Annotated in this window: 17 protein-coding genes and 1 tRNA gene; 10 read left to right on the top strand and 8 right to left on the bottom strand. The window is 62.4% G+C overall.

The annotated features are described in order from the left end of the window. Window positions 1-31: 31 nt before the first annotated feature. A complete protein-coding gene (locus AC1DKY_RS01905) occupies window positions 32-373 on the bottom strand; it encodes a HigA family addiction module antitoxin (RefSeq protein WP_441602061.1) in 342 nt (113 codons plus the stop codon). Between the two features lie 141 nt (window positions 374-514). After that, on the bottom strand, window positions 515-859 hold the full coding sequence (locus tag AC1DKY_RS01900) for a hypothetical protein (protein ID WP_441602060.1): 345 nt from the start codon (window positions 857-859) through the stop codon (window positions 515-517). A gap of 463 nt (window positions 860-1,322) precedes the next feature. Between AC1DKY_RS01900 and AC1DKY_RS01895 the strand changes: the two genes are divergently transcribed. The 4 genes from AC1DKY_RS01895 (at window position 1,323) to AC1DKY_RS01880 (ending at window position 3,870) form a co-directional block, all read left to right on the top strand. After that, window positions 1,323-1,904 carry a PAAR domain-containing protein gene (locus tag AC1DKY_RS01895; protein ID WP_441611364.1) on the top strand — a complete coding sequence of 194 codons (582 nt, stop codon included), beginning with the start codon at window positions 1,323-1,325 and terminating at the stop codon, window positions 1,902-1,904. 4 nt (window positions 1,905-1,908) lie between these two features. Beyond that, complete coding sequence (locus AC1DKY_RS01890) at window positions 1,909-2,667, top strand: peptidoglycan recognition protein family protein (RefSeq protein ID WP_441602058.1); 759 nt, start codon at window positions 1,909-1,911, stop codon at window positions 2,665-2,667. Window positions 2,668-2,735: 68 nt separating this feature from the next. Continuing rightward, entirely contained in the window at window positions 2,736-3,038 is a 303-nt protein-coding gene (locus AC1DKY_RS01885) for a hypothetical protein (RefSeq protein ID WP_441602057.1), read from the top strand. Between the two features lie 112 nt (window positions 3,039-3,150). Further along, the gene (locus tag AC1DKY_RS01880) at window positions 3,151-3,870 is read left to right on the top strand and encodes a hypothetical protein (RefSeq protein WP_441602056.1); all 720 of its coding nucleotides are present in this window, start codon (window positions 3,151-3,153) and stop codon (window positions 3,868-3,870) included. 191 nt (window positions 3,871-4,061) lie between these two features. Here the strand turns inward: AC1DKY_RS01880 and AC1DKY_RS01875 are convergent, their stop codons facing one another. The 3 genes from AC1DKY_RS01875 to AC1DKY_RS01865 all read right to left on the bottom strand — a co-directional run bounded on the left by AC1DKY_RS01875 (window position 4,062) and on the right by AC1DKY_RS01865 (window position 6,179). Further along, on the bottom strand, window positions 4,062-4,868 hold the full coding sequence (locus AC1DKY_RS01875) for an HNH endonuclease (RefSeq protein WP_441602055.1): 807 nt from the start codon (window positions 4,866-4,868) through the stop codon (window positions 4,062-4,064). A gap of 258 nt (window positions 4,869-5,126) precedes the next feature. Next, on the bottom strand, window positions 5,127-5,843 hold the full coding sequence (locus AC1DKY_RS01870) for a hypothetical protein (protein WP_477179550.1): 717 nt from the start codon (window positions 5,841-5,843) through the stop codon (window positions 5,127-5,129). Window positions 5,844-6,103: 260 nt separating this feature from the next. Continuing rightward, window positions 6,104-6,179: transfer RNA gene (locus AC1DKY_RS01865), tRNA-Ile, on the bottom strand. A 169-nt stretch (window positions 6,180-6,348) separates the two neighbouring features. On the opposite strand from AC1DKY_RS01865, the gene AC1DKY_RS01860 reads away from it, so the two are divergent. After that, complete coding sequence (locus AC1DKY_RS01860) at window positions 6,349-6,720, top strand: nuclear transport factor 2 family protein (protein ID WP_441602053.1); 372 nt, start codon at window positions 6,349-6,351, stop codon at window positions 6,718-6,720. Window positions 6,721-6,860: 140 nt separating this feature from the next. Here the strand turns inward: AC1DKY_RS01860 and AC1DKY_RS01855 are convergent, their stop codons facing one another. Beyond that, window positions 6,861-11,459 carry a DEAD/DEAH box helicase gene (locus tag AC1DKY_RS01855; RefSeq protein WP_441602052.1) on the bottom strand — a complete coding sequence of 1,533 codons (4,599 nt, stop codon included), beginning with the start codon at window positions 11,457-11,459 and terminating at the stop codon, window positions 6,861-6,863. A gap of 201 nt (window positions 11,460-11,660) precedes the next feature. Between AC1DKY_RS01855 and AC1DKY_RS01850 the strand changes: the two genes are divergently transcribed. Continuing rightward, window positions 11,661-13,922 carry a TonB-dependent receptor gene (locus AC1DKY_RS01850; RefSeq protein WP_441602051.1) on the top strand — a complete coding sequence of 754 codons (2,262 nt, stop codon included), beginning with the start codon at window positions 11,661-11,663 and terminating at the stop codon, window positions 13,920-13,922. Window positions 13,923-14,017: 95 nt separating this feature from the next. After that, window positions 14,018-14,917 carry an alpha/beta hydrolase gene (locus tag AC1DKY_RS01845; RefSeq protein WP_441602050.1) on the top strand — a complete coding sequence of 300 codons (900 nt, stop codon included), beginning with the start codon at window positions 14,018-14,020 and terminating at the stop codon, window positions 14,915-14,917. A gap of 357 nt (window positions 14,918-15,274) precedes the next feature. On the opposite strand, the gene AC1DKY_RS01840 is transcribed toward AC1DKY_RS01845, so the two are convergent. Further along, entirely contained in the window at window positions 15,275-16,177 is a 903-nt protein-coding gene (locus AC1DKY_RS01840; RefSeq protein WP_441602049.1) for a cation diffusion facilitator family transporter, read from the bottom strand. 389 nt (window positions 16,178-16,566) lie between these two features. Here AC1DKY_RS01840 and AC1DKY_RS01835 point away from each other — a divergent pair, with 389 nt between their 5' ends. Genes AC1DKY_RS01835 through AC1DKY_RS01825 form a run of 3 tightly spaced genes read left to right on the top strand, consistent with a single transcriptional unit; the run spans window position 16,567 to window position 20,503 of the window. Next, window positions 16,567-17,295, top strand: coding sequence for a gluconate 2-dehydrogenase subunit 3 family protein (locus AC1DKY_RS01835; RefSeq protein WP_441602048.1), 729 nt, complete (start codon window positions 16,567-16,569; stop codon window positions 17,293-17,295). After that, a complete protein-coding gene (locus tag AC1DKY_RS01830) occupies window positions 17,292-19,067 on the top strand; it encodes a GMC family oxidoreductase (protein WP_441602047.1) in 1,776 nt (591 codons plus the stop codon). Before AC1DKY_RS01835 ends, AC1DKY_RS01830 begins: the two co-directional genes overlap by 4 nt. Continuing rightward, on the top strand, window positions 19,064-20,503 hold the full coding sequence (locus AC1DKY_RS01825) for a c-type cytochrome (RefSeq protein WP_441602046.1): 1,440 nt from the start codon (window positions 19,064-19,066) through the stop codon (window positions 20,501-20,503). Before AC1DKY_RS01830 ends, AC1DKY_RS01825 begins: the two co-directional genes overlap by 4 nt. A gap of 19 nt (window positions 20,504-20,522) precedes the next feature. On the opposite strand, the gene AC1DKY_RS01820 is transcribed toward AC1DKY_RS01825, so the two are convergent. Continuing rightward, the gene (locus AC1DKY_RS01820) at window positions 20,523-22,034 is read right to left on the bottom strand and encodes an efflux transporter outer membrane subunit (protein ID WP_441602045.1); all 1,512 of its coding nucleotides are present in this window, start codon (window positions 22,032-22,034) and stop codon (window positions 20,523-20,525) included. Between the last annotated feature and the right edge of the window lie 22 nt (window positions 22,035-22,056).

Below are 22,056 nucleotides of genomic sequence, written 5' to 3'. Positions count from 1 at the left end.
GGCGGATCGCGTGAGCGGCCATCAAAGGCGGCTAACGAAAGTCGGGCGGTGCGTCGGCGCGCGCCATTGAGCGGCCGGTGGTTGAGATGCCTCGCGCCTCGCGCGCCAGGTCATAGCGCGCCTGCAACACCAGCCAATAGAGCGCCGATGTATCCAGCGCGATGGCGAGCCGTATCGCGTGCCGTGGCGTAACGGATCGTTCGCCCGCGAGGATTTCCTTGATATGCACAGCAGGGATGCCGGTGCGCCGTGCGAATTGCGCGGGGTTGAGCCGCTCCGTACGCATGTAGTCGTGCAGCAGCACGTCCCCGGGAGAGCGCAGGCGCAGCGACGCATCGACGCCCAGGCGCGGCGCCAGTCTGATCAGTTCCATGGATTTCCTTCCCCTGTCGGACACGCCCTCAGAACGGGCGCGCACTTACGGTCATTCGCGTCAGCGAATGCCTGGTAGGTACATCAGCGATCCCCAGGTGGCGACGCACCGCCATGCAGGCCGATGCGCCGCCGGGGGAGATCAATGACCGGGTGGACAACTCACTCGAGGCGCGTCGCCGAGCAGCCTGGCGTACTGCAGCAGGCAGTGAACTGCGGTGTCGAGACTGGTGATCTCCGCCTCGGAAAGCGGCCACACCAGCGATCTGGCGGGGAACCCACCGGCTCTCGCCTTGCGCCATCGATCACTGTCGTGATGCAGGCGCGTCAGCGTGAGCACCGCCAGGGCGATGTCTGCGCGAGTGCTTTGCCGGAAGGTTTTCGGCCACGCGACGCCTGCGGTAGAAATGGCGTTGGGCGAGCCAGTGAGGGTGTCGTCAGCGGGAACTGACGGGCGAACGCGTGCCGTATGATCGCGGATAGCCATGATCAACTCTGAGGTAGTTGGAGATGGTTAGCGGGTCGTGGGTGTTGCTGCACTCACGGCTCGCGCTTCATGACTTGGGGTCATGGTCATTCGCGCGGCGTTGCAAGAAAAATCGGATGCGCGGATGGCTAGACGAAGCTAGCGATCAGGAATCGGCGTGTCTGTCGGGGTTATATGGGGCGGGCGTGCGCATTGCGGAGCGTGGTGGGTACGGCGGCGCTGGCTGGATTGAATGTCGGTGGAGGCTCACTGAATTACGCCGGCTTCGAGTTGCGCTTCGGTCCGAGAAGCGAACCCAATCCCGTTACCCCATCCGTAATACATCCCCTACAGCCAAACCGCCAAACTTCACTGGCTTACGCCGACGGCGATCGCTCACGACAACACACCGTGTTTCCGACTGTTTGATGCCCGCATCGCATGACACCGTTGGGGTTTCCCACGTGAAATGCGGTACGTATCAATGCGGCGATATCTGATTACGCAAGGGGCCAGGACGACGGCCGGCGGCACCGTTCTCGACGGCGCCACTAACAACACCATCAAGGGCGTACCCGTTGCTTATGTGGGGGCGCGCATCTATTGCCCCGCGTGCGGAACTACCGGCCACGGCGTGAACGTACCGCCGTTTCACAAGCAAACGCTGTTCGGTATACAGGTGCTACTGGACGGCGACAAATGTGTATGTGCATGCGTACCGTCGCCTACGCTCCTGAAATCGCAGGACCTTGCCTCGCATGTGTTTGAGAACGACGTTAAAGATGATGCCCATGCGCTGCGTGATGCCATGCTTTCCGCCAACGGCGCTGATCATGCGTTGACATCGGCGGGCGGCGCGACGCGCTGGGTATTACTGCGGGACAGTTCGACGGGCGAGCCGTTAGGCAATCATCCCGTCATTGTGGAAGCCAACGGGCGCAGAAGACACACCACGACAGACGCGGATGGATACGCGCGTGTCGCAAGCGACACGCCGTCGGACGTCATGTTGCACGCGATTTTCGTCGCCCCGCGACGCCCCCTGACTCCCACTCACGGAATCTGACAGCATGGCCGACTACTCAATAAAGCACTGGACAACAGCGACGACAGCAGTCGGAAGTGGCCGTGATGATGCTATCGAAGTCACCGTGAATAATCGCGCCGCAGTTCGTCAAGCCATCATTGATGCTGTGCAAGCGCAAGGCGTGCGAGTACAGACACGATCGGATTGGAAGGCGAAAACACCGGCCACAAGCCCAGAGCAAGATTGGGATTACACACAAATTGCGATACATCATGCGGGCAACAGCTTTTCATGCTCGGCCGATGGCGCGATGGAAATGCGCAAAGTCGAAGCAACCGATTTAGGACGCTTCGGGCAAGTCAGCTACCACTACGCCATAGATTGCAAAGGCATCATCTATGAAGCGCTAGACATTCGGTATAAGGGGAGCCACATCGAACTCGGCAACACAGGAGCCATCGGCATTGTCTTGCTAGCCAACTTGAGCCTGCCTGGCGAGGCAATGGACGATGGCCCCAGCATTTCAAGAAAATATCGCGATAGCGGACTTAAGGCGGCCGCCGTTGAATTGGCGGGGGTAACAAAGGATGCCCTCGATTTTGGCTATGACGTGCCGACTGAGCCGCAGATCGAATCGGTGTCAGTCCTTTGCAAGAGCTTGGCGAGCTACTTCAACATAGCCGTCGTTGGCGGCCATCGCGAGTTTGCAAACAAGCTGGGCACGAGCCGCGCATGCCCAGGTGCCTACGGCTTGGTAATCTCAAACATGCTGCGCCGCCAGTTGAACGCGTCGGCACCGTGAGAGCGGCAATTGCATGGTTTGCAGCCGCGGCGCTATTGGTAGCTAGTGTCCCCGTTTGGCGCTATCACATGGGAGTCGAGCGCACCGTTACCGATGATGAGGAAACGGGCGTGGTGTGGGAGTGGTTCGTCAAGCACAAAGGAACTTGGCAGTATCGCTTTCAGAATCCTGCCCGGCCATACCTGCACGCCAAAGAGATCGACGAATTAACGCCAGCCGAAAAGGCCAGCTTTCACGAATTCTGCGAAATACGGTATGGCGCGAGCGATGCGGAGCAGTGCTATCGCATGATGTGCACACACTCGGCGGGAGCGACGGATGGGTGTCGACTATACGCCCCGGCCTTGCCGGGCGCCGGGCGCAAGCAGTGAGTCGACTGCTGTGGCTTGGTGTGGTGACAGCGTGTGCTGCTGCCGGTGCGCCTCTAAGGGAAACCTCTCTCTTTCTTCTGCATTGAGGGAAGATCTTGTAGAGCGTGGCCTCATGCCCGACGACCTCAAAAGGTTCTGCAAATGGCTTCAAGTTCGCGTGCTGGCCGTTCAGACATCCCAGGAAAAGGACGCGGATGAGGCGCTGAGGTCCCTGTACCCGATTCCAGAGGCATACCACCTAGCAAGCCGCATCTATCACACCGACGGTGACTCGAATCAGCTCAAAGAGATCCTTCTTAAGGGAATGGGAAGCGAACACGAGGCCGTGACTTTGTTTTCGCGAGTGGTGAACTTGTTTGTCGGTGAGATAGGCGACACGAAGGAGCGATTTTCGTCCGCGGTATACCTTCTCATCGATGAATTGGACGACCTTGGTCAACATTCGGCTAAGGAGTCGCTTCAAACCAACGCCACGCTTCGCCATCTCTATGATGCGTGCCCTAATTGCTTCGGGCTCGTCGTTGCCGCTTCAGCCGAGTTAAACACCCTTCAACACCTTTTCACTGATTACGTATTGTCTCGAATGACCAGAAAGGTTGAATTCGATTTTCTCGATCAAGGCGCGGCAAGGGAATTCATTCGCCAAGTTCTGGATAATGATCGCCGTGATCCAAATCAGAAGGGAGCGATGGGCTACTTCCCTCTGGATGAGGCAGCGGTCGCCATGATTGTTTCCCACTTGAGGGAGATCACGCCGCGGGATGTTGTGAATACCATGCAACAGGTCCTCGAGAAATTCGGTTGGCGGATATCAATCCTAGTGACGGCCTAGTTTCTGCGGAACTACTTGAGTCTAAAGGGATACTCGATTTCATTTTTGAGTAGGCCTTTTTCTTCTAGCAGGCCAGGAAGCCGGGGGCAGAGCGTATTTCTCTCTTGTTTCTCGATCTGCGTTTGCTTAGAAATTGCACTTTCAACCTAGTCTTGCCGGCTTCGGCCGCTTGTAATGCATCGCCCAGCGCATCACCGCAAGAAGACATTGCTCCGGTGATAGGCGAGATAGGTCGCCTGCTTCGGATGGAAGACTCCGCATCCGTTTGCGCAGGCTTCGCTCAATCCAAGTCGATCCAAATCGACGTGATCGAGCATGCGCGACAGCATCACATTTCCATCGTCTCCAAAGCTAATAAACCCTCGATCGAACAGCCTGTCGACGTGCGGCGTGAGCAGGAGGCCGTTTGCCCCGTCAAGTCGCTCAATCGAATCTTCGCAGAGGCGCCACGGCTTGATATGACTCGCAATCAGCAGCCGTGGATTGCTCACTTTGGTGAGCCTGCATGAGGACTCGAAGTTGAAGATGCTCTGACGAAAGAGACCTTGCCCGTAGCGAGACTTAACCACCTGCTCTTTAGTCGTCGCATCCAAGCTCGGATCATCGCGAATGATGGCCTGAATGGCATCATCGATGCGCGCGAGTGGCGCATCAACCTGGGACGCCTCCACCTTATAACCCGAGTCGAGAATACCCAAGGGCCCGATGAGGAACTCATAGACTTCGCGACCAACCTCAGCAAGGTAAGCCCCTTGATTGCCGTTGCCCGTACTGGGTTGGATAGGCGAATACTTATCCGGCAAAAGAGGACCAAGCTCCTTGATATGGTCCTTCGGACGAACAGGCGTAGCTAACGGCTCCCACAACACCGGCAGCAGCCACCCCTCGTCGTCCCAGTAATGTCCCGTAGAACCAAAGCTATCCGGCTTCGGGGCCGGACTCGCGTAGTCCTCGACATAGCCGAGATACCGAATCAGGCCGCCAGCAAACGACAACACCACATCGCCAGGCGCCGCGCCTCGCATATTGTCGTAGAACAGATTCCGCGCCCCATGCGCCGCCCGATGCGGCGACCGAATGCGGGGTCAGAGTGGCCTTTTCATGAAGGCTGGCGACAACAGCGCGCCCTGCCCCAGGTTTGGAGAACTGCCCTGAAGTCGACGAACAAGGCGCCCTAAGGGCATTGCAACTTTCGCCGCCGCGAACCGGGCCGCACGCTGGGTAACGGCGCAGTACATAGATAGGGCACGCTCTCCTCACGAATTTTGGTGCTTGCGGCAGTCAAGGACTGCCGCTTTGGACGTCGGTGACACCCAGTAGCTGATTAGTGCGTCGTGCATCAGGCTGCCGTCCTTTGCAAACATGTCCTTCCCGTTTGCAAGAGAGAACTTCAAGACACGGCGTTTCTGATGCACCCCCGTAAATAGCGTGACAAGGATCGTGGCATTGGGTCCAAATCTGCGTGCTAGCTCTGCGTCCAGTTCATCGACGGTATTCAGCTCGTGGATTGTCAAAAAGGGATCTTGATCAACATGCACGTTTGCCAGTTTTGCGCTGTCTAGCCATTTTCGAATCCCCGGCAAATTCACCATCGGCGATACTTCCAGCCACGCCGATTCACCAGGGGCCAACTCAATGGGCTGGTTGTCGTTGGGGTCGGTAGACAGAGTGCATCCACCATCGCCGGGGGCGCTACCGCCGGGTCCGATCTTCGCATTAGTGGCGTGCGCCACAGCGATGTCAGCCGATGTCAAAACCACCGGGGACGCACCATAGTTGCGAAGCTCGAACTGCAAGGCGAACTGTTCGCGTTCGATCGTGTCAGGAAAGTGGGCGAAATATGGAATAAGTCGAGCACGTCTTGCGACCAACGTGGCGTCATCTTCACCAAAGTGGTTAACCGCCAACTGTCGGAGTGTTGCCCAATTTCCGACTGCTGCGGCAACTAGACCTAGTACCGCAAGAAATCCCACTACCGCACTCCACCCCTTGGTAGACAAGCTTCGTAGGCGCTCCCAGTAGCGCATTGCCTTTGTCTTCATCTGGGACTTGTGCATGACCAAGCTTGGATCTCAATTAGGAAAATAAGAGAAATGCGGTTGGCGAGACATTTTGACGCCAGGCCGAAATCTGGAGCCTTACCAAACCCGCGTCACCTATCGACTCGGTTGGCTTTGGAATCTGGCACCTTCCATACCCGCGAATCAACCAAGTCCCAGAAGACTTGCAAATTTGGTGGGCCCACGAGGATTCGAACCTCGAACCAAGGGATTATGAGTCCCCTGCTCTAACCGTTGAGCTATAGGCCCATGCGTGCCGGCGTTGCGCTGGCTTGGGGCGGACATGGTAGCGGGGTCGGGAGGGGGCGTCGACGGGGGTGGGTGGGTTTTGGGGTGGGAATTCGGCTGTCTGGCGCGGTTAACGTAGACTTTGCGCTGTCGCGCCGGTGTTGGCGCCTGCTTTTTTGAAGGATGCGCCATGCGCGAGCTGATCGAACGTTACCTGGCTGCCTATAACCGCATGGATGTCGACGGCATGACGGCGACGATGCATCGCGAGGTGGTGTTCGAGAACTATACGGCCGGGGTGTTGAGCGTGCGGACGTTTGGGGTCGATGAGCTGCGGCATCTGGCGCAGAGTTCGAGCTTTCTGTTTTCGGCGCGGCGGCAGGTGATTCTTGCCTATGAGGAGCGCGACGGGACGGCGACGGTGCATATCCTGTTTGATGGGACGTTTGCGGTTGACCTGCCTAATGGGGTGCGGGCGGGGCAGTCGATTACGTTGAATGGGCGCAGTGAGTTTCGGGAGAGGGATGGGTTGTTGGTTTATATCGGGGATTACAGTGAGTGATGGCTGGGTTCTGAAGAGCCCGATGGATATCACGCGCGACAGCCGGCCATAGAGGCGCTGGATTCCGGCTTTCGCCGGAATGACGAGCTAAGAAACACCGCCGCCCTTCCCTTTTTCAGGGCGCTTGCCGGAATGGCGAGCTAGAAGCCCGCAGCTCGCGCATCCGCTTTAAGACCATCCGCATCCGCGCGGCGCAGCAATGCGTTGCGCCACAGCTGTTGCTGGGCGGTGGTCGATTCCACCAGCCATTGCGGTTTGTTGGCGACCCAGGCCGCTACGGCGGCGCCGTCTTCGTAGAGCACGCGGGTGCCGGTGACGGCGGGGAGTTTGTTGCCGGCCAGGACGGTGCCGACCAGGTTGAGTGGGTCGGAGCCGCTGATGAGGACGAGTTCGCCTTGCGGCTCTTGCTGGCGTACGGCGCGCAGGCGGGTGATGGCTTCGGGTAGGGCGAATTGTTCGCCGACGAGGCCTTCGACGAAGCGGCCGCCGCGGATTTCGCCTCGTGCCTCCAGGCGGTGGTAGACGCGTAGGAGTTCGCGCCAGGTGGGGAGCCAGGAGGCTTCTCGCTCCAGCAGTTTCCAGAAGATGACGCCGTAGCGGCGGAGGAGGCTGCGGGCGATGTGTTCCAGGTGGTCGGGGTCGAGTTTGGTGCTCGCATTTGGCGACCTTGCCGCGAGCACCCGCCCCTCATCTGCCCTGCCGGGCATCTTCTCCCCGGAGGGGAGAAGAGTTGCGCGGTTTGACCTTACTAATGACCATCTGCCGGCGTCTTCGATGCCGGTGAGCATGTGTCTGCGCAGGCGGCGGTGGCGGTTTGCGTCGCGTTTGGCGGCGGGGACTAGCAGGGCGCGCAGGCCGGCGAAGCTGTCGGCGGTGACGCGGCCGGCGGCGACGAGTTCGCCCAGGGCGTCTTCGAGTTCGGTGCGCAGCAGGTGGGTGTCGCTCAGCAGTTCGTCGAAGAACAGGGCGCCGTGGTCGCGCAATGCGTCGAGCACGGCTTGCGCGCGTGAGGAGACGACGATGTCCTGCGGGTTCGCATCGGTGGCCGCGGCGTTGGTCCAGATGGGCGAGCTGCGGCGTGGCAGCAGGACGATGGGCGTGGCGCGCACGGGGCCGCCGCCATTGCCGGTGCCGCTGCGCAGGCGGCTCCAGCTGACGCGGCCGGCGCGGATTTGCTCGTCCAGCCAGGTGATGGAGTAGTCGTTGATGCGCGTCGGCAGCAGTTCGCTTTCCCAGGCGCCGGCGGCGGCTTCGAAGCCTTCCAGTTGGGTCAGCACGGCCGGGAGTGCATCGGGGCCGCTGAGGCGTGCGCCGGGGGCTACGTGCTGCCATTCGAACAGGAAGCGCATCAGGTCGCGGCGGCTGACGGGTTCGATTTCGCGGCGCAGACGGCCGATGGTGTAGCGGTGGATGCGTGCGAGCAGGTGGCGTTCGCACCATTCGATGTCGTGCGTGCCGGGCGTGAAGTGACCTTGCATGACGTAGCCTTCGGATTGAAGGCGCAGCAGTGCGAGGTCGATGGCGCTGGGCTCGACTTGGAGTGATGTGGCGAGTTGCGCGACGGTGATGGGGCCGGAGCCGGTCAGGCGGCCGCGGACTAGTTCGAGTAGGGCGTCTTCGTGGGTCCAGGGTTGCGCGGCGTATTCGGCCGGGGTATCGATGGGTGGGTGCAGCGTCGCCGTTGGGTGGACGGCTTGCCACTTGGGTAGGGATTCGGCGGTGGTCCAGATGTGCGCGGAGCTGGACTGGGGCAAGAGTGACCCCTCACCCCAACCCTCTCCCCGGAGGGGAGAGGGAGCCAAGCGCGTGGCCCTGGAATTTTTGGCCAAGCTCTTTAGCCAGTCGTTCCAGCCTTCGTTCGCATCTGCTTCGCTCTGCGTGATGCCGCCGAGAATGGTGAGGGCCTCATGCATTTCATCGGCGCTGCGCACTTGCGGCCATGCTTCTTCGCGTACCGAGGCGATGGCGTCGGGATCGAGGCGGCCGAGGTCGTCGGCGCTTTCGGGGTCGGACCAGCGGCGGGATTGCACGGCTTGGGTGCGGCGTTCTTCCAGCGGTGCGTCGTCGAGGTAGGCGTACGGCGCGGCGGTGAGTACTTCGCTGGCGAGCGGACTGGGGGCGGCCAGGTCGCGCGCGACTACCTGGATGGAGCCGTCTTCCAGGCCGTGCAGGATGTGCAGCAGGCCGTCGACGTCCATCGCTTCGCGCAGGCAGTCGTGCATGGTCTGGTTGACCAGCGGGTGATCTGGGATCTCGCGCTCGCCGACGATGTTTTCCAGGCAGGCCACCTGATCGGGGAAGACGGCGGCGAGCAGGTCTTCGCTCTTCATGCGCTGCAGTTGCGGCGGCACTTTCTTGCCGCCCTGGAAGCGCGGCAGGGCCAGCGAGGTGGTGGCGTTCCAGCGCCAGCGCGCGGGGAATAGCGGCGCGTCCAGCAAGGCCTGGATCAACACGTGTTCGGCGGTGTTGGAGTGCAGGTAGTGCGCCACTTCTTCCAGCGGAAAACTGTGGCTGGTGGACAGCGACAGCACGATGGCGTCTTCGGTGGCCGCTGCCTGCAGTTCGAAATTGAACTGGCGGCAGAAGCGCTTGCGCAGCGCCAGGCCCCAGGCGCGATTGATGCGGCTGCCCCAGGGCGTGTGGATGATCAGCTGGGTGCCGCCCGATTCGTCGAAGAAGCGCTCGAACACCAGCGTTTCCTGCGTGGGCAGCACGCCCAGCGCGGCCTTGGCGGCGGCCATGTATTCGGCCAGCTGCTGCGCGGAAGACTCGTTCATGCCGAGCGTGTGCATCAGCCAATGCAGCACGGCTGGCACGCCGCCTTCGTCGAGACGCGTGGCGATTTCCTCGCGCAGGCGCGACACGCCATGCGACAACTCGGCGCTGCGGCCGGGCGCTTCGCCCAGCCAGAACGGGATATTCGGCGGCACGCCCTGGGCATCTTCCACGCGCAGGCGATCGCGCTCGACGCGAAGAATGCGGTAGCTGGTGTTGCCCAGCTGGAACACGTCGCCGGCGAGGCTTTCCACGGCGAAGTCTTCGTTGACGGTGCCGATGATGGTGGCCTGCGGCTCCAGCACCACCAGGTAATCGGCGGTGTCGGGAATGGCGCCGCCGGAGGTGATGGCGGTGAGTCGCGCATTGCGGCGGGCACGCAATTGCCGGTTCACGGCATCGCGATGGATATACGCACCGCGTGGGCCGTGCCGCGTGGTGAAGCCGTCGGCCAGCATGCGCACGGTGGCATCGAACTGCTCGCGGGTGAGATCGCGGTAGGGATAGGCGCGACGCAGCGTGTCGTAGAGCGCGTCTTCGCTCCATTCCTGGCAGGCGACTTCCGCCACGATCTGTTGCGCGAGCACGTCCAGTGGTTGCGGCGGCTGGATCAGGGTGTCGAGTTCGCCGCGGCGCACGCAATCGAGTAGTGCGGTGCATTCCACCAGGTCGTCGCGCGAGGTGGGGAACAGGCGAGCCTTGGGCGTGCCGTTGACGGCGTGGCCGGAGCGGCCGGCGCGCTGCAGGAAGGCGGCGATGGAACGCGGTGATGCGAGTTGGCACACCAGATCCACGTCGCCGATGTCGATGCCCAGTTCCAGCGATGCGGTGGCCACCAGCACGCGCAGGTCGCCGCGCTTGAGGCGCTGCTCGGCGTCAAGGCGTTGTTCCTTGGCGAGGCTGCCGTGATGCGCGGCGACGGCTTCCTTGCCCATGCGTTCGGACAAGTGGCGTGCCACGCGTTCGGCCATGCGGCGGGTGTTGACGAAGACCAGGGTGGTGCGATGCGACTCGACCAGTTGGGTGAGGCGGTTGTAGATCAGTTCCCAGCAGTCGTTGGACATGACGGCTTCGAGGGGGACTGGGGGGACTTCGATGGCCAGATCGCGGTCGCGGGCGTGGCCGACGTCGATGATGTTGACGCTGTTTTCCTTCTCCCCTGCGGGGAGAAGGTGGCCCGAAGGGTCGGATGAGGGGTCGGGGCTTGCCTCGGTCTTTTTCGAAGCGCGCTTCTTTGCGAGCGTATCGCTAGATTGGCCCCTCACCCCAGCCCTCTCCCCGGAGGGGAGAGGGAGCAGAGCATCTGCCCCCACCAAAAACTTCGCCACATCCTCAATCGGCTTCTGCGTCGCCGACAACCCAATCCGCAACAGTCGTCGCTGACACAACGACTCCAACCGCTCCAACGACAACGCCAGATGCGCGCCACGCTTGCTGTTAGCGAGCGCATGGATTTCATCCACGATCACCGTGCGCGTCGTCGACAACATGCTGCGACCCGACTCAGAGCCCAACAGGATGTATAGCGATTCGGGCGTGGTCACCAGGATATGCGGCGCCTGCTTGCGCATCAGGTTGCGCTCGGCCTGCGGTGTGTCGCCGGTGCGTACGGCCGTCCGGATGTCCACATCGGGCAGGCCTAGTTTGGCCAGTTCGGCGCGGATGCCTTCCAGCGGCGCTTCCAGATTGATGCGGATGTCGTTGGACAGTGCCTTGAGCGGCGACACGTAGACCACGGTGGTGGCTTCAGGCAGTGCGCCGTCGTGGGCCAGGCCTTCGCGCACCAGGCCATCGATGGCGGAGAGAAACGCCGTCAGCGTCTTGCCTGAGCCTGTCGGTGCGGCCACAAGCGTGTGCCGGCCTGACCGTATGGATGGCCAAGCCGCTTTTTGGGGCGCCGTGGGTTCAGGAAAGGCTCCCTGGAACCAGGCCGCAACTGCTGGATGAAAATCGTGCAGGGGCATGGACTTAAGTGTCGCTCAAGCCGCTCTCAGAGGGAGAGACATGGGGGCGTCAAGGGGTTTTGCCAACTTTTCGAAAGAAAATTCGCTTCAACCCTTGCCAGAATTACGTGACAATATCGTTAAGCCGCCTTCTTACGCTGACTTCTTGCGGCGTTTTCCGCCTCTATTCGCTCTTTGCTTCCATTCTCCGGGGACCATCCAATGACCGCCGCCAGCCAGACGCGTTTCGCGTTGCTCGCCCTTTCCATTGCCAGTGCCCTTGCCGCAGGAACGACTGCTTTCGCACAGGACGCGACCCCACCCGCCGCTAGCGCGGCCAAGGGACAAAGCGGCAAGGCCGTCCAGCTCGAAACCATCAACGTGACCGCTGAAAAGCGCGTCGAAAACCTGCAGAAGGTGCCGGTCTCCATGACGGTGGTGACGGCGGAGCAATTGAGCAATTACGGCCAGGCGGGTGACACCGTGCTGCAGCTCGCCGGCCGCGCGCCGAGCGTGTACGCCGAGACTTCCTACGGTCGTGAGTTCCCGCGTTTTTATATCCGCGGTCTGGGCAACAGCGACTTCGATCTGAATGCGTCGCAGCCTGTGTCGATGGTGTACGACGACATCGTGCAGGAAAACCCCATCCTCAAGGGCTTCCCGCTGTTCGACCTGCAGCAGGTCGAAGTGTTGCGCGGCCCGCAGGGCACCATGTTCGGCCGTAACTCGCCGGCGGGCGTGATCAAGTTCGACTCGGTGAAGCCGAGCCAGGATACCAGCGGTTACGCCAAGGCTTCTTACGGCACGAAGGGCACCGCCAATGCTGAAGCCGCACTCGGTGGCTCGCTGGGCGGCAACTGGTCGGGCCGTGTGTCGGCGCTGGCGCAGCATCGCGACGGCTGGATCGACAACGACTACACCGGTAAGAAGGACGACCTGGGCGGCTACAACGACCGCGCCGTGCGTCTGCAGGCCATGTACGACGTGCAGGATTTCAACGCGCTGATCAATGTGCACGGCCGCTGGCTGGATGGCAGCGCGATGGTCAACCGCGCCAACGCGATTCCGCTGGGCAGCGACAGCCTGGTCCAGGGTTTTGACCGCAACGTGGTGTATCAGGACGGCCTCAACCGCCAGCACCTGTTCTCGTGGGGCAGCAACCTGCACCTCACCTGGAACCTGGGTGATTACACGCTCACCTCCATCACCGGTTTCGAGAAGGCCACCACGTACAGCCTCGGCGACGTGGACGGCGGTATCGCCATTCCGCTGAATCCCAGCCAGGACAAGGCCGTCACGCCGTTCCCGTCGGAAACCGCCGATGCGCTGCCGCACGATCGCCAGATCACGCAGGAAGTTCGCTTGGCCAGCAACCAGCAGGATCGCCTGAACTGGCAGGTCGGCGCGTACTACTTCTACGAAAACATCGCGATCGTCAATTACGACTACAACACGCTGGCCAACCACGTGATGGACGGCTATGCGCAGCAGGCGCAGACCACCAAGGCATATGCGGTGTTCGGTTCGGCCGACTATCACATCACCGACGATTTCGACGTGCGTGCCGGTACGCGCTGGTCGCACGATTCGCGCGACTTCCACGTTGATCGCATCCTGTCGCCGATCGGCGGCGGCCCGCTGTCGCTTAGCGCCAACCCGCATGACGCGCGCTGGAGCGGCGACCTCACCGGCACCTGGGAACTCAATCCCAACGTCAACGTGTATGGCCGTATCGCCAACGGTTTCCGCGCACCGAGCGTGCAGGGCCGCGTGCTGTTTGCCGACTTCATCTCGCAGGCCAAGCCCGAGACGATCACCTCGTACGAGCTGGGCGTGAAGACCACCGGCATGGACAACCGTCTGCGTTTCAACGCCGACGTGTACGACTACACCATGCACAACCAGCAGCTCACCGCGGTGGGCGGCGACATCAACGTCACGCGCCTGATCAACGCGAAGAAGACCGAAGGCTACGGCGCCGAGTTCGATCTGGAAGCGTACGTGACGCCGAACTTCGTCCTCACCGCCGGCGGCAGCTACAACCACACCAAGCTGGACGACCCGAACCTGGCCGTGGCCGTGTGCGGCTCGGGCTGCACCGTGCTCGATCCGCTCAACGCCGACGGCAATGCGCTGGTCAACGGCAACCCGCTGCCGAACGCACCGCAGTGGATCGGCAACTTCACCGCGCGCTACGGCATCCCCTATGGCGAGAGTGGCGAGTTCTTCATCTACACCGACTGGGCCTACCGCAGCGAAGTGAATTTCTTCCTGTACGACTCGGAGGAATTCCGCGGCAAGCCGATGCTCGAGGGTGGCGTGCGCGTGGGCTACAACTGGGATTTCGGCAAGCGCGAAATCGCCTTGTACGGCCGCAACATCACCAACAAGCAGTACATCACCGGTGCGATCGACTTCAACAACCGCACCGCGTTCGTCAACGACCCGCGCATTATTGGCGTGGAGTTCCGCGCGGACTTCTGATGATCCGGCCGGCGCCCGCGCCGGTCGTGCAGTGCGTCAAGGGGAGCCGGCCAGTCCGCTCCCCTTTTGTTTGGCCGCATGGCAGAGCGCCAAAAATGCGTCGCTTGTTGCAGAATGCAGGCCTTTACCGTCGAGTGCGCAATGTGAACCACCCGGGCGACCAGGGCAGCGAACGCTCCCACACCCTCACCATGGCCGATGGCCAGACGCTGTTCGTGCGCGACTGGCCCAGCAGCCGGGCGCAGGACGCCGTGCTGATCGTGCATGGGCTGGGCGAGCACAGCGGTCGCTACCAGCGCCTGGCCGCGTGGTTCCGCACGCGCGGCTATGCGGTGCGCAGCTACGACCAGCGTGGCCACGGCCAGTCGCCCGGACGGCGCGGCGCGCTGTCCCATCCGGATGATCTGCTCGAAGACCTGGCGATCGTCTACAACGACTACGCTCAGGCCCGGCCACAGCGGCCGCTGTTGCTAGGCCACAGCATGGGCGGCCTGGTCGCGGCGCGCGCCGTGCTCGACCGCCGCGTGCAGCCCGGGGCGATGGTGCTGTCCTCCCCTTCCCTGCGCACCTGGGAGCCGGTGTGGCGACAGAAGCTGGCGGCCACACTGGCCAGGTCGCTGCCCAATCTACCGCTGCCGAATGGATTGCCGTTCGACAAGCTCTCGCATGATCCGCAGGTGGAACCGGCCTATCGCCGCGATCCGCTGCGGCATGGCTGGATCACGCCGCGCCTGGCGGATTTCATTTTCCGCGCAGGCGACGCGGCAGTCGCCGATGCATCGAAGCTCGCCATCCCCACCCTGCTGCTGGTGGCGGGGGCGGACAAGCTGGTCAATCCCTCCGGCAGCCGCGATTTTTCATCGGCCAGCTGGGCCGGCAACAAAGTCACCACGCGCTATTTCGATTCGCTGTATCACGAGCTGTTCAATGAAGCCGAGCCCGCGCGCAGCCAGGTGTTGAAGCAGCTGGGGGATTGGTTGCAGAAGCGGGGGTAGTTTCTCCGCCGCTGTCCCGCGACGGACGGCGCACCTTGTGGGAGCGCACCCTGTGCGCGACAAACCTACGAAGCGGTACACCCCAGCGTGGCCGTCGCGCACAGGGTGCGCTCCCACAGTTGGGGACATCGCAGCGGCTTACATCCACTCGCGGCCGTATCGCGAGCTGTTCAATGAGGCTGAGCCCGCGCGCAGTCAGGTGTTGAAGCAGCTGGGGGATTGGTTGCAGAAGCGGGGGTAGGTTTTCGCTGCCTGCGGTCACCTTGTAGGAGCGCACTTGTGCGCGACCGCAGAGTTGCAGTTCACCGCTTCGCCGGGTTGTCGCGCACAAGTGCGCTCCTACAAGGTGATCGCGGCTTACATCCATTCGCGCTTGCCGGTGAAAACAATCGTCAGCCACTCGGCCCGAATATCGCTGCCCAGCCGACTGGCGATGTCGCTGCGCACCGCATCCACATCCCGCATATCACCCAACGGTCGCGACGCATCCACCAGGATATGGATGTCGATAAACCGCATGCGCCCGATCTTGGCAACGTAGCTGGTGAAATCGAGATAGCCGCGCTCCCCTACCATCGCCGTCATCACATCACGCACGCGCTGGTCGAGCGAATCGGGCGCCAGTTGCAGCACTTCGCGCAGCGCCTGCCACAGGCTGCCAAGGGGCAGCGGCAAGAGCGCGAGCGTCAGCAGCAAGAGCACGGTGGAATCGATGTAGCGCGTCCAGTGGTCAAGCGGGCCGCCCTGCATCACGGCCGCCAGGGCAAAGCCCACCAACACCGCGACGCTGATGGCGCCGCCGATCAGCCAGCCCTTCGCATCCAGTTGCAGCAGTACCGATCCCAGGGCATTGGCCTGGCGGCGCATATATAGCGCCATGGCCACGCTGACCACGCCCATGATCGCCGCCCACACCGCGCCGAAACCAAAGGCGAGCTCGTGGCCGCCGGTCAGCAGGCCATGCAAGGCGGTGAAGCCGCCGTAGCTGCAGATCGCGGTGAGCACCGCCGCATTGAACACCAGCACCAGCGGTTCCAGGTGCCAGTAGCCGAACTGGAAGCGCCGGCTGCCCTCGCTGGTGACCAGATGGGAGACCGCCAGCGATCCGGCCGTGAGCACCACGTCGACCAGCGAGTAGAAACCGTCGAAGGCGAGGGCCTGCGAGCGCATCAGCAAGCCCACGGTGACGCAGGCCACGCCGACCAGGAAGGTCGCGCCGATTGAAAGGCGCAACAGGCTCTGTTCGCGGAAGGTGTCCATGCCCATCCCCTTTTGAGGTCGCAGACATTATGTCTGTAGGAGCGCACCCTGTGCGCGAACGCGACTGCCGAAGTCGCTGCCCCGTCGCAGCGGTCGCGCACAGGGTGCGCTCCCACAAGGGGAGGTTGCACGTCGGATTCGAAACCAGGGAAGCGTTCGTTCTGTTCCTTGGCGATGCGCAGCGTGTCGATCGCCCGACAACACCAAAGTCCGATAGTCGTCATGCGTGTGGTCGACATACTGTGAACGATGGGCGTCCAAACGCCTCCAGGAAAACGCACGCAAGCCGCTCGCCTGCTGCGTTTGTTCTGTAAACAAACCTTCACGTTTTGCATTCAGCTGTCGCGTCAGGATCGGCGAACGCAACGCACGCTTGGTAAGGGGTTGTCATGTCCAGCAAGCCCAGATCGCCTTCCCGTCGCGACTTTTTGCGACAGTCGCTGGTGGCGGTTCCTGCCGTCAGTCTGCTGGGAACCTCCGCCATCGCGCAGACGCAAAGCAGCACGGCCGCTACGCCTGCGGCAGCTGCCACGGCAACGAAGTACTCGCCACGTTATTTCACGGCGCCCGAGTGGGAATTCCTGCAGGCCGCGGTGGAACGATTGATCCCGCCCAATGAAGACGGACCCAGCGCCGTCGAAGCGGGTGTGCCGGAATTTCTCGATCGCCAGATGGAAGCGGCCTACGGCCATGGCGGCCTCTGGTATATGCAGGGGCCGTTCGTGCCCGATGCGCCAGCCACGCTTGGCTACCAGCTGCGCTATACGCCGCGCGAGTTCTATCGCAAGGGCATCGCCTCGGTCGACAGCTGGTGCCAGAAGCAGCACAACCAGAAGTTCTCCGCGCTGCCGGCCGAGCAACGCGACGCCATCCTCCATCAGATGGAGAAGGGTGAAATCCAGCTCGACGATATCCCGGCGATCGCCTTCTTCACCCAGTTGCTGGCCAACACCAAGGAAGGCTATTTCGCCGACCCGATGTACGGCGGCAACAAGCTGATGGGCGCCTGGAAGATGATCGGTTTTCCGGGCGCGCGCGCCGACTACGCCGACTGGATCGAACAGCCCGGCAAGGTTTATCCATTTGGGCCGGTGTCGATCGAAGGGGCGAAATCATGATGCGCATGAAACCGGTCGACGTGGTGCTGGTCGGCTTTGGCTGGACCGGCGCCATCATCGGCATGGAGCTGGTCGATACGGGCTTGAAGATCCTGGCGCTGGAACGCGGCGCTTATCGTGATACCTCGCCTGATTTCACCTATCCGCACAATGCCGATGAGCTCGCTTACGGCATCCGCGGCGAACTGTTTCAACCGCTGGCGCGCGAGACGGTGACGATCCGCCACAACCTCAACGAAACCGCCGTGCCGTATCGCCAGTACGGTTCGTTCCTGCTCGGCAACAACGTGGGCGGCGCCGGCATCCACTGGAACGGGCAGCACTACCGGCCATCGCCGGAAGACCTGGAATTCCATAGCCATATCAGCAAGCGCTACGGGCAGAAATTCATGCCCGAGGACATGCAGATCCAGGATTACGGCGTCACCTACGACGAACTGGAACCCTTCCTCGATCAGTTCGAGTATCTGTGCGGCACCTCGGGTCGCGCGGGCAATCTCAATGGCGAGATCAAGGATGGCGGCAATCCGTTCGAGGGCGTACGCAAGCGCGAGTATCCGAATCCGCCGGTGGCCGACAACTACGGCGCCAAACTTTTTGCCGATGCGGCTCGTTCGAAGGGCTACAAGCCGTTCCCGCAGCCCTCGTCGAATGCGTCGCGGCCGTATACCAATCCACATGGCGTGCGGCTGGGTCCGTGCAATCTGTGCGGCTATTGCGAGCGCTTTGGTTGCTTCATGTATTCCAAGGCGTCGCCACAGACCACCATTCTTCCCGTGCTGATGCGCAAGCCGAATTTCGAGCTGCGCACCAATAGCCACGTGATCAAGATCAACCTCGACTCCACCGGCAAGCGCGCCACCGGCGTCACCTACGTCGATGCGCAGGGCCAGCAGGTAGAGCAGCCTGCTGACCTGGTGATCGTGTCGGCGTTCCAGATGCACAACGTGCGCCTGATGTTGATGTCCGGCATCGGTGCGCCGTACGATCCCAACACCGGCAAGGGTGTGATCGGCAAAAACTACGCGTACCAGATGATGAGCAACGTCAACGTCTTCTTCGACAAGGACGTGGCGATCAATCCGTTCATCGGCGCGGGCTCCGGCGGCAACCAGATCATCGACGAGTTCAACTCCGATCACTTCGATCACGGGCCGCACGGATTCGTGGGCGGTGGTTACATCCTCGGTGGACAGACCGGCGGCCGGCCGATCCAGCAACTGCTGGTGCCACCGGGTACGCCGGCGTGGGGCGAGAAGTGGAAGCGCGCAGCGAAAGACAGCTATCTGCACACCACTGGCGTGCAGTCGCATGGCTCAGTGATGTCCTATCGCGATCGCTATCTTGATCTGGACCCGACCTATAAAGATTCGTTTGGCCTGCCGCTGCTGCGCATCACCTTCGACTGGCACGACAACGAATACAAGATGACGCAATTCCTGACAGATAAGGCGCAGGAGATTGCCGATGCGATGAAGCCCAGGCAAACCTCGCAGACGATACGCAAACCCGGCGGCCACTATGACGTGCGCCAATACCAGACCACGCATACCACCGGTGGCGTGATCCAGGGCAGCTCGCCTGAAACCAGTGCATTGAATCGCTTCCAGCAGAACTGGGACGTGCACAACGTGTTTGTCACGGGCGCGTCGGCGTTCCCGCAGAATCTTGGCTACAACCCGACCGGTCTAATCGGCGGCCTCACGTATATGTCCGTCAAGGCCATCCGCGAGACCTATCTCAAGAATCCCGGGCCTCTGGTGCAGGCATGAACACCTATGCGAAGCCTCGTCGTGGCAGCAGCTTGTGGCGCGTCATCGTCGTACTGGTCGTGCTGCTGGTAATCGTATGGCTGCTTGCCATGCTTTTCCCCGGTGGCGGCGGCGATCCAACGGCAAAGGCAGCGGAGGCCACGCCCGATCAGGTCAAGCAGGGCGAATACCTTGCCCGCCTCGGCGATTGTGCCGCCTGTCACACTGCACCCGGCGGCAAGCCGTATGCCGGCGGCCTGCCGATCGCCTCGCCGATCGGCACGATTTACAGCACCAATATCACGCCCGATCCGGATACCGGCATCGGCAAGTACAGCTATGGCCAATTCGAGCGCGCGGTACGTCGCGGCATCAATGCGGACGGCCATACGCTTTATCCCGCCATGCCGTATCCGTCGTATGCGAAGGTGAGCGATCAGGACATCCAGGCCTTGTACGCCTACTTCATGCACAGCGTGCAACCGGTGAAGCAGGACAACCACGCCGAAGACATCCACTGGCCGCTGTCCATGCGCTGGCCGCTCACCTATTGGCGCTGGCTGTTCGCGCCGAAGGTCTCGCCGATCGAGACCGCCGCCACCGGCGACGCGACCATGGCGCGCGGGCAATACCTGGTGGAAGGCCTGGGGCATTGCGGTGCCTGCCACACGCCGCGCGCATTCACGCTGCAAGAGAAGGCATTGAGTCCGAGGGATGGCCCGGCGTACCTCAGCGGCAGCGTCAACGACAACTGGGTCACGCCCAGCCTGCGCGGCGAACTGGCCAGCGGTCTTGGCAGTGTGCCGGAGGATGAGCTGATCGCCCTGCTCAAATCCGGCCGCACCGAACGCAGTGCCGTGTTTGGCGGCATGAGCGACGTGATCGAGCACAGCACGCAGTACATGAGCGATGCGGATCTCGCTGCCATGGTCCACTTCCTGAAGTCCTTGCCGGCGGCGCGGCAGGAACAGGCGGTGACCTATGACGCGGCCACGCACACGGCGCTCTACAGCGGCAACGTGAGCGCACCGGGTGCGCAGCTGTATATCGACAACTGCGCCACCTGCCATCGCACCGACGGCCACGGCTATGGACAGGTCTATCCAGCGCTTGCCGGCAATCCCGTGCTGAACGGCGAGAATCCCGGCTCCGCTGTGCGCCTGGTGCTGCATGGCGCCACCATGCCGGCCGGCCGCGACGCGCCCACGCAGTTCAGCATGCCGGCCTTCCGCGAGCGGTTGAACAATCAGCAGATCGCGGACATCCTCACCTTCGTCCGCTCCAGCTGGGGTAATCGCGGCGGCGCGGTGACGGCAAATCAGGTGGCGGGTCTGCGCGACAAGCCGCCGGTCGGACAGCCATTGATGACGAGTTACGATCCACGTGTGCGTGATCCCAATGAGCTCAAGGCGGATGCGGAAGACCAGGTCCCGCCAACGCCCGCACCTTCGAAATAACTCCCGTGCACGGCAGCGCTCAACGCGCTGCCACGTCCTTCGCCTCGCTGCCGGACCAGCCGCCACCCAGTGCACGGAACGTAGCCACTGCGGCGCGCGCGTCGTCGGCATGCACGCGGGCAAGCTGGTCGCGCGAAGTTAGCAACTGGCGATCTTCATCCAGCACTTCGATCAGGCTTACCGCACCGCCCTTGTAGGCATCCTGCGCGGCATCGCGGGCCTGCACGTGGGCCTGCACTTCCAGGATCAGATCGCGGTGCTGGGTTTCCAGCTCCGCGAGCGAGACGATGGCGTTCTCCACGTCTTCGGTGGCACGCAACATGGACTGGCGATATTGCGCCAGCGCTTCGGCATTCGCACCCTTGGCCTGCGCCACTTCGGCATCCACGCGACCGAAGTCGAACAAGCGCCAATGCAGGCCCAGCACGGCTTGCGGCTGGAACGCCTGGGAGGAGAACAGCGAGCCGCTCTGCAGGCTTTCAAAACCGAGCAGGCCACCCAGCGACACCTTCGGGTAGTACTCGGCCACGGCAACGCCGATGCGTGCGTTCGATGCGGCGAGCTTGCGCTCGGCGGCGATCACGTCCGGGCGGCGGCGCAGCAGCATGTCCGGGCCGCCATCGGTGCCGATCACCGGCACGGTGAAGGTCGGTGCGTGATCCTTCAGTTCCGCCGCGTAGGTGCCGGGCGCGGCGCCCATCAGCACGTCGAGGCGATTGAGCTGCTGCGCCAGCGTGATGCGCAGCGGCGGCAAGGTGGTCTTGGCCTGCAACACCAGCGCCTGTGCCTGTGCCACTTCGCGCGAAGTCGCCAGGCCACCGGCCAGCCTGTCCTTCACTAGTTCGAGCAGCTGGCTTTCCGTATCGATCTGTTGCTGCGCAAGGCGTATGCGTTCCTGCGCACCGCGCACCTGGAAGTAGCTGTCCGCGGCCTCGGCGGCTACGGAGACGCGCACGCCATCCTGGCTGGCTTCGGCTGCCTGCGCTTCGGCATCCGCCGCTTCGGCGCCACGATGCAGGCCGCCGGCAAGATCAAGCTCCCAGCTTGCGCCAACGCCCAGGGTTTCCAGCGTCTGAGAGCGCTTGTAGCCGGGCGTCTGGCTGGCGATCTCGCCCAGCGGGCCCTTGGTCGATTGATGCTGCTGCACCACCTGGCCATCAAGACTGCCTTGCGGTGCGAGCTGTGCACCTGCCTCGCGTGCGGCCGCGCGTGCCTGGTCCACGCGTGCCATTGCCGCAGCAAGGTCGAGGTTCTGGGCCATCACGCGGCTGATGATGCGGGTGAGTTCTGGATCATCGAAACCCTGCCACCAAACATCGAGCTCCGGTGCGGCACGTGTGGCGTCGCGCTGCTGCAGCATCGACTGGCTGGCGTAGTCGGCATTGGTTTTCACCTCTGGCCGCACATAGTTCGGGCCGACCGTGCAACCGGCCAGGCCGATCAGGGCCGCCGCAAGTGCGCCTAGAGTTAACGAGTGGCGACGCGATGATGAGCGTGACGCGCCGGCAGATGACGAAAGCGAAGTGTTCATCGTGATATCTCGAAGAAAGTAG

It is taken from the genome of Dyella sp. 01N448 (genome assembly GCF_056399225.1).
The sequence above is the reverse complement of the archived record's forward strand: the minus strand, read 5'-3'. Positions and strand labels throughout refer to the sequence as shown.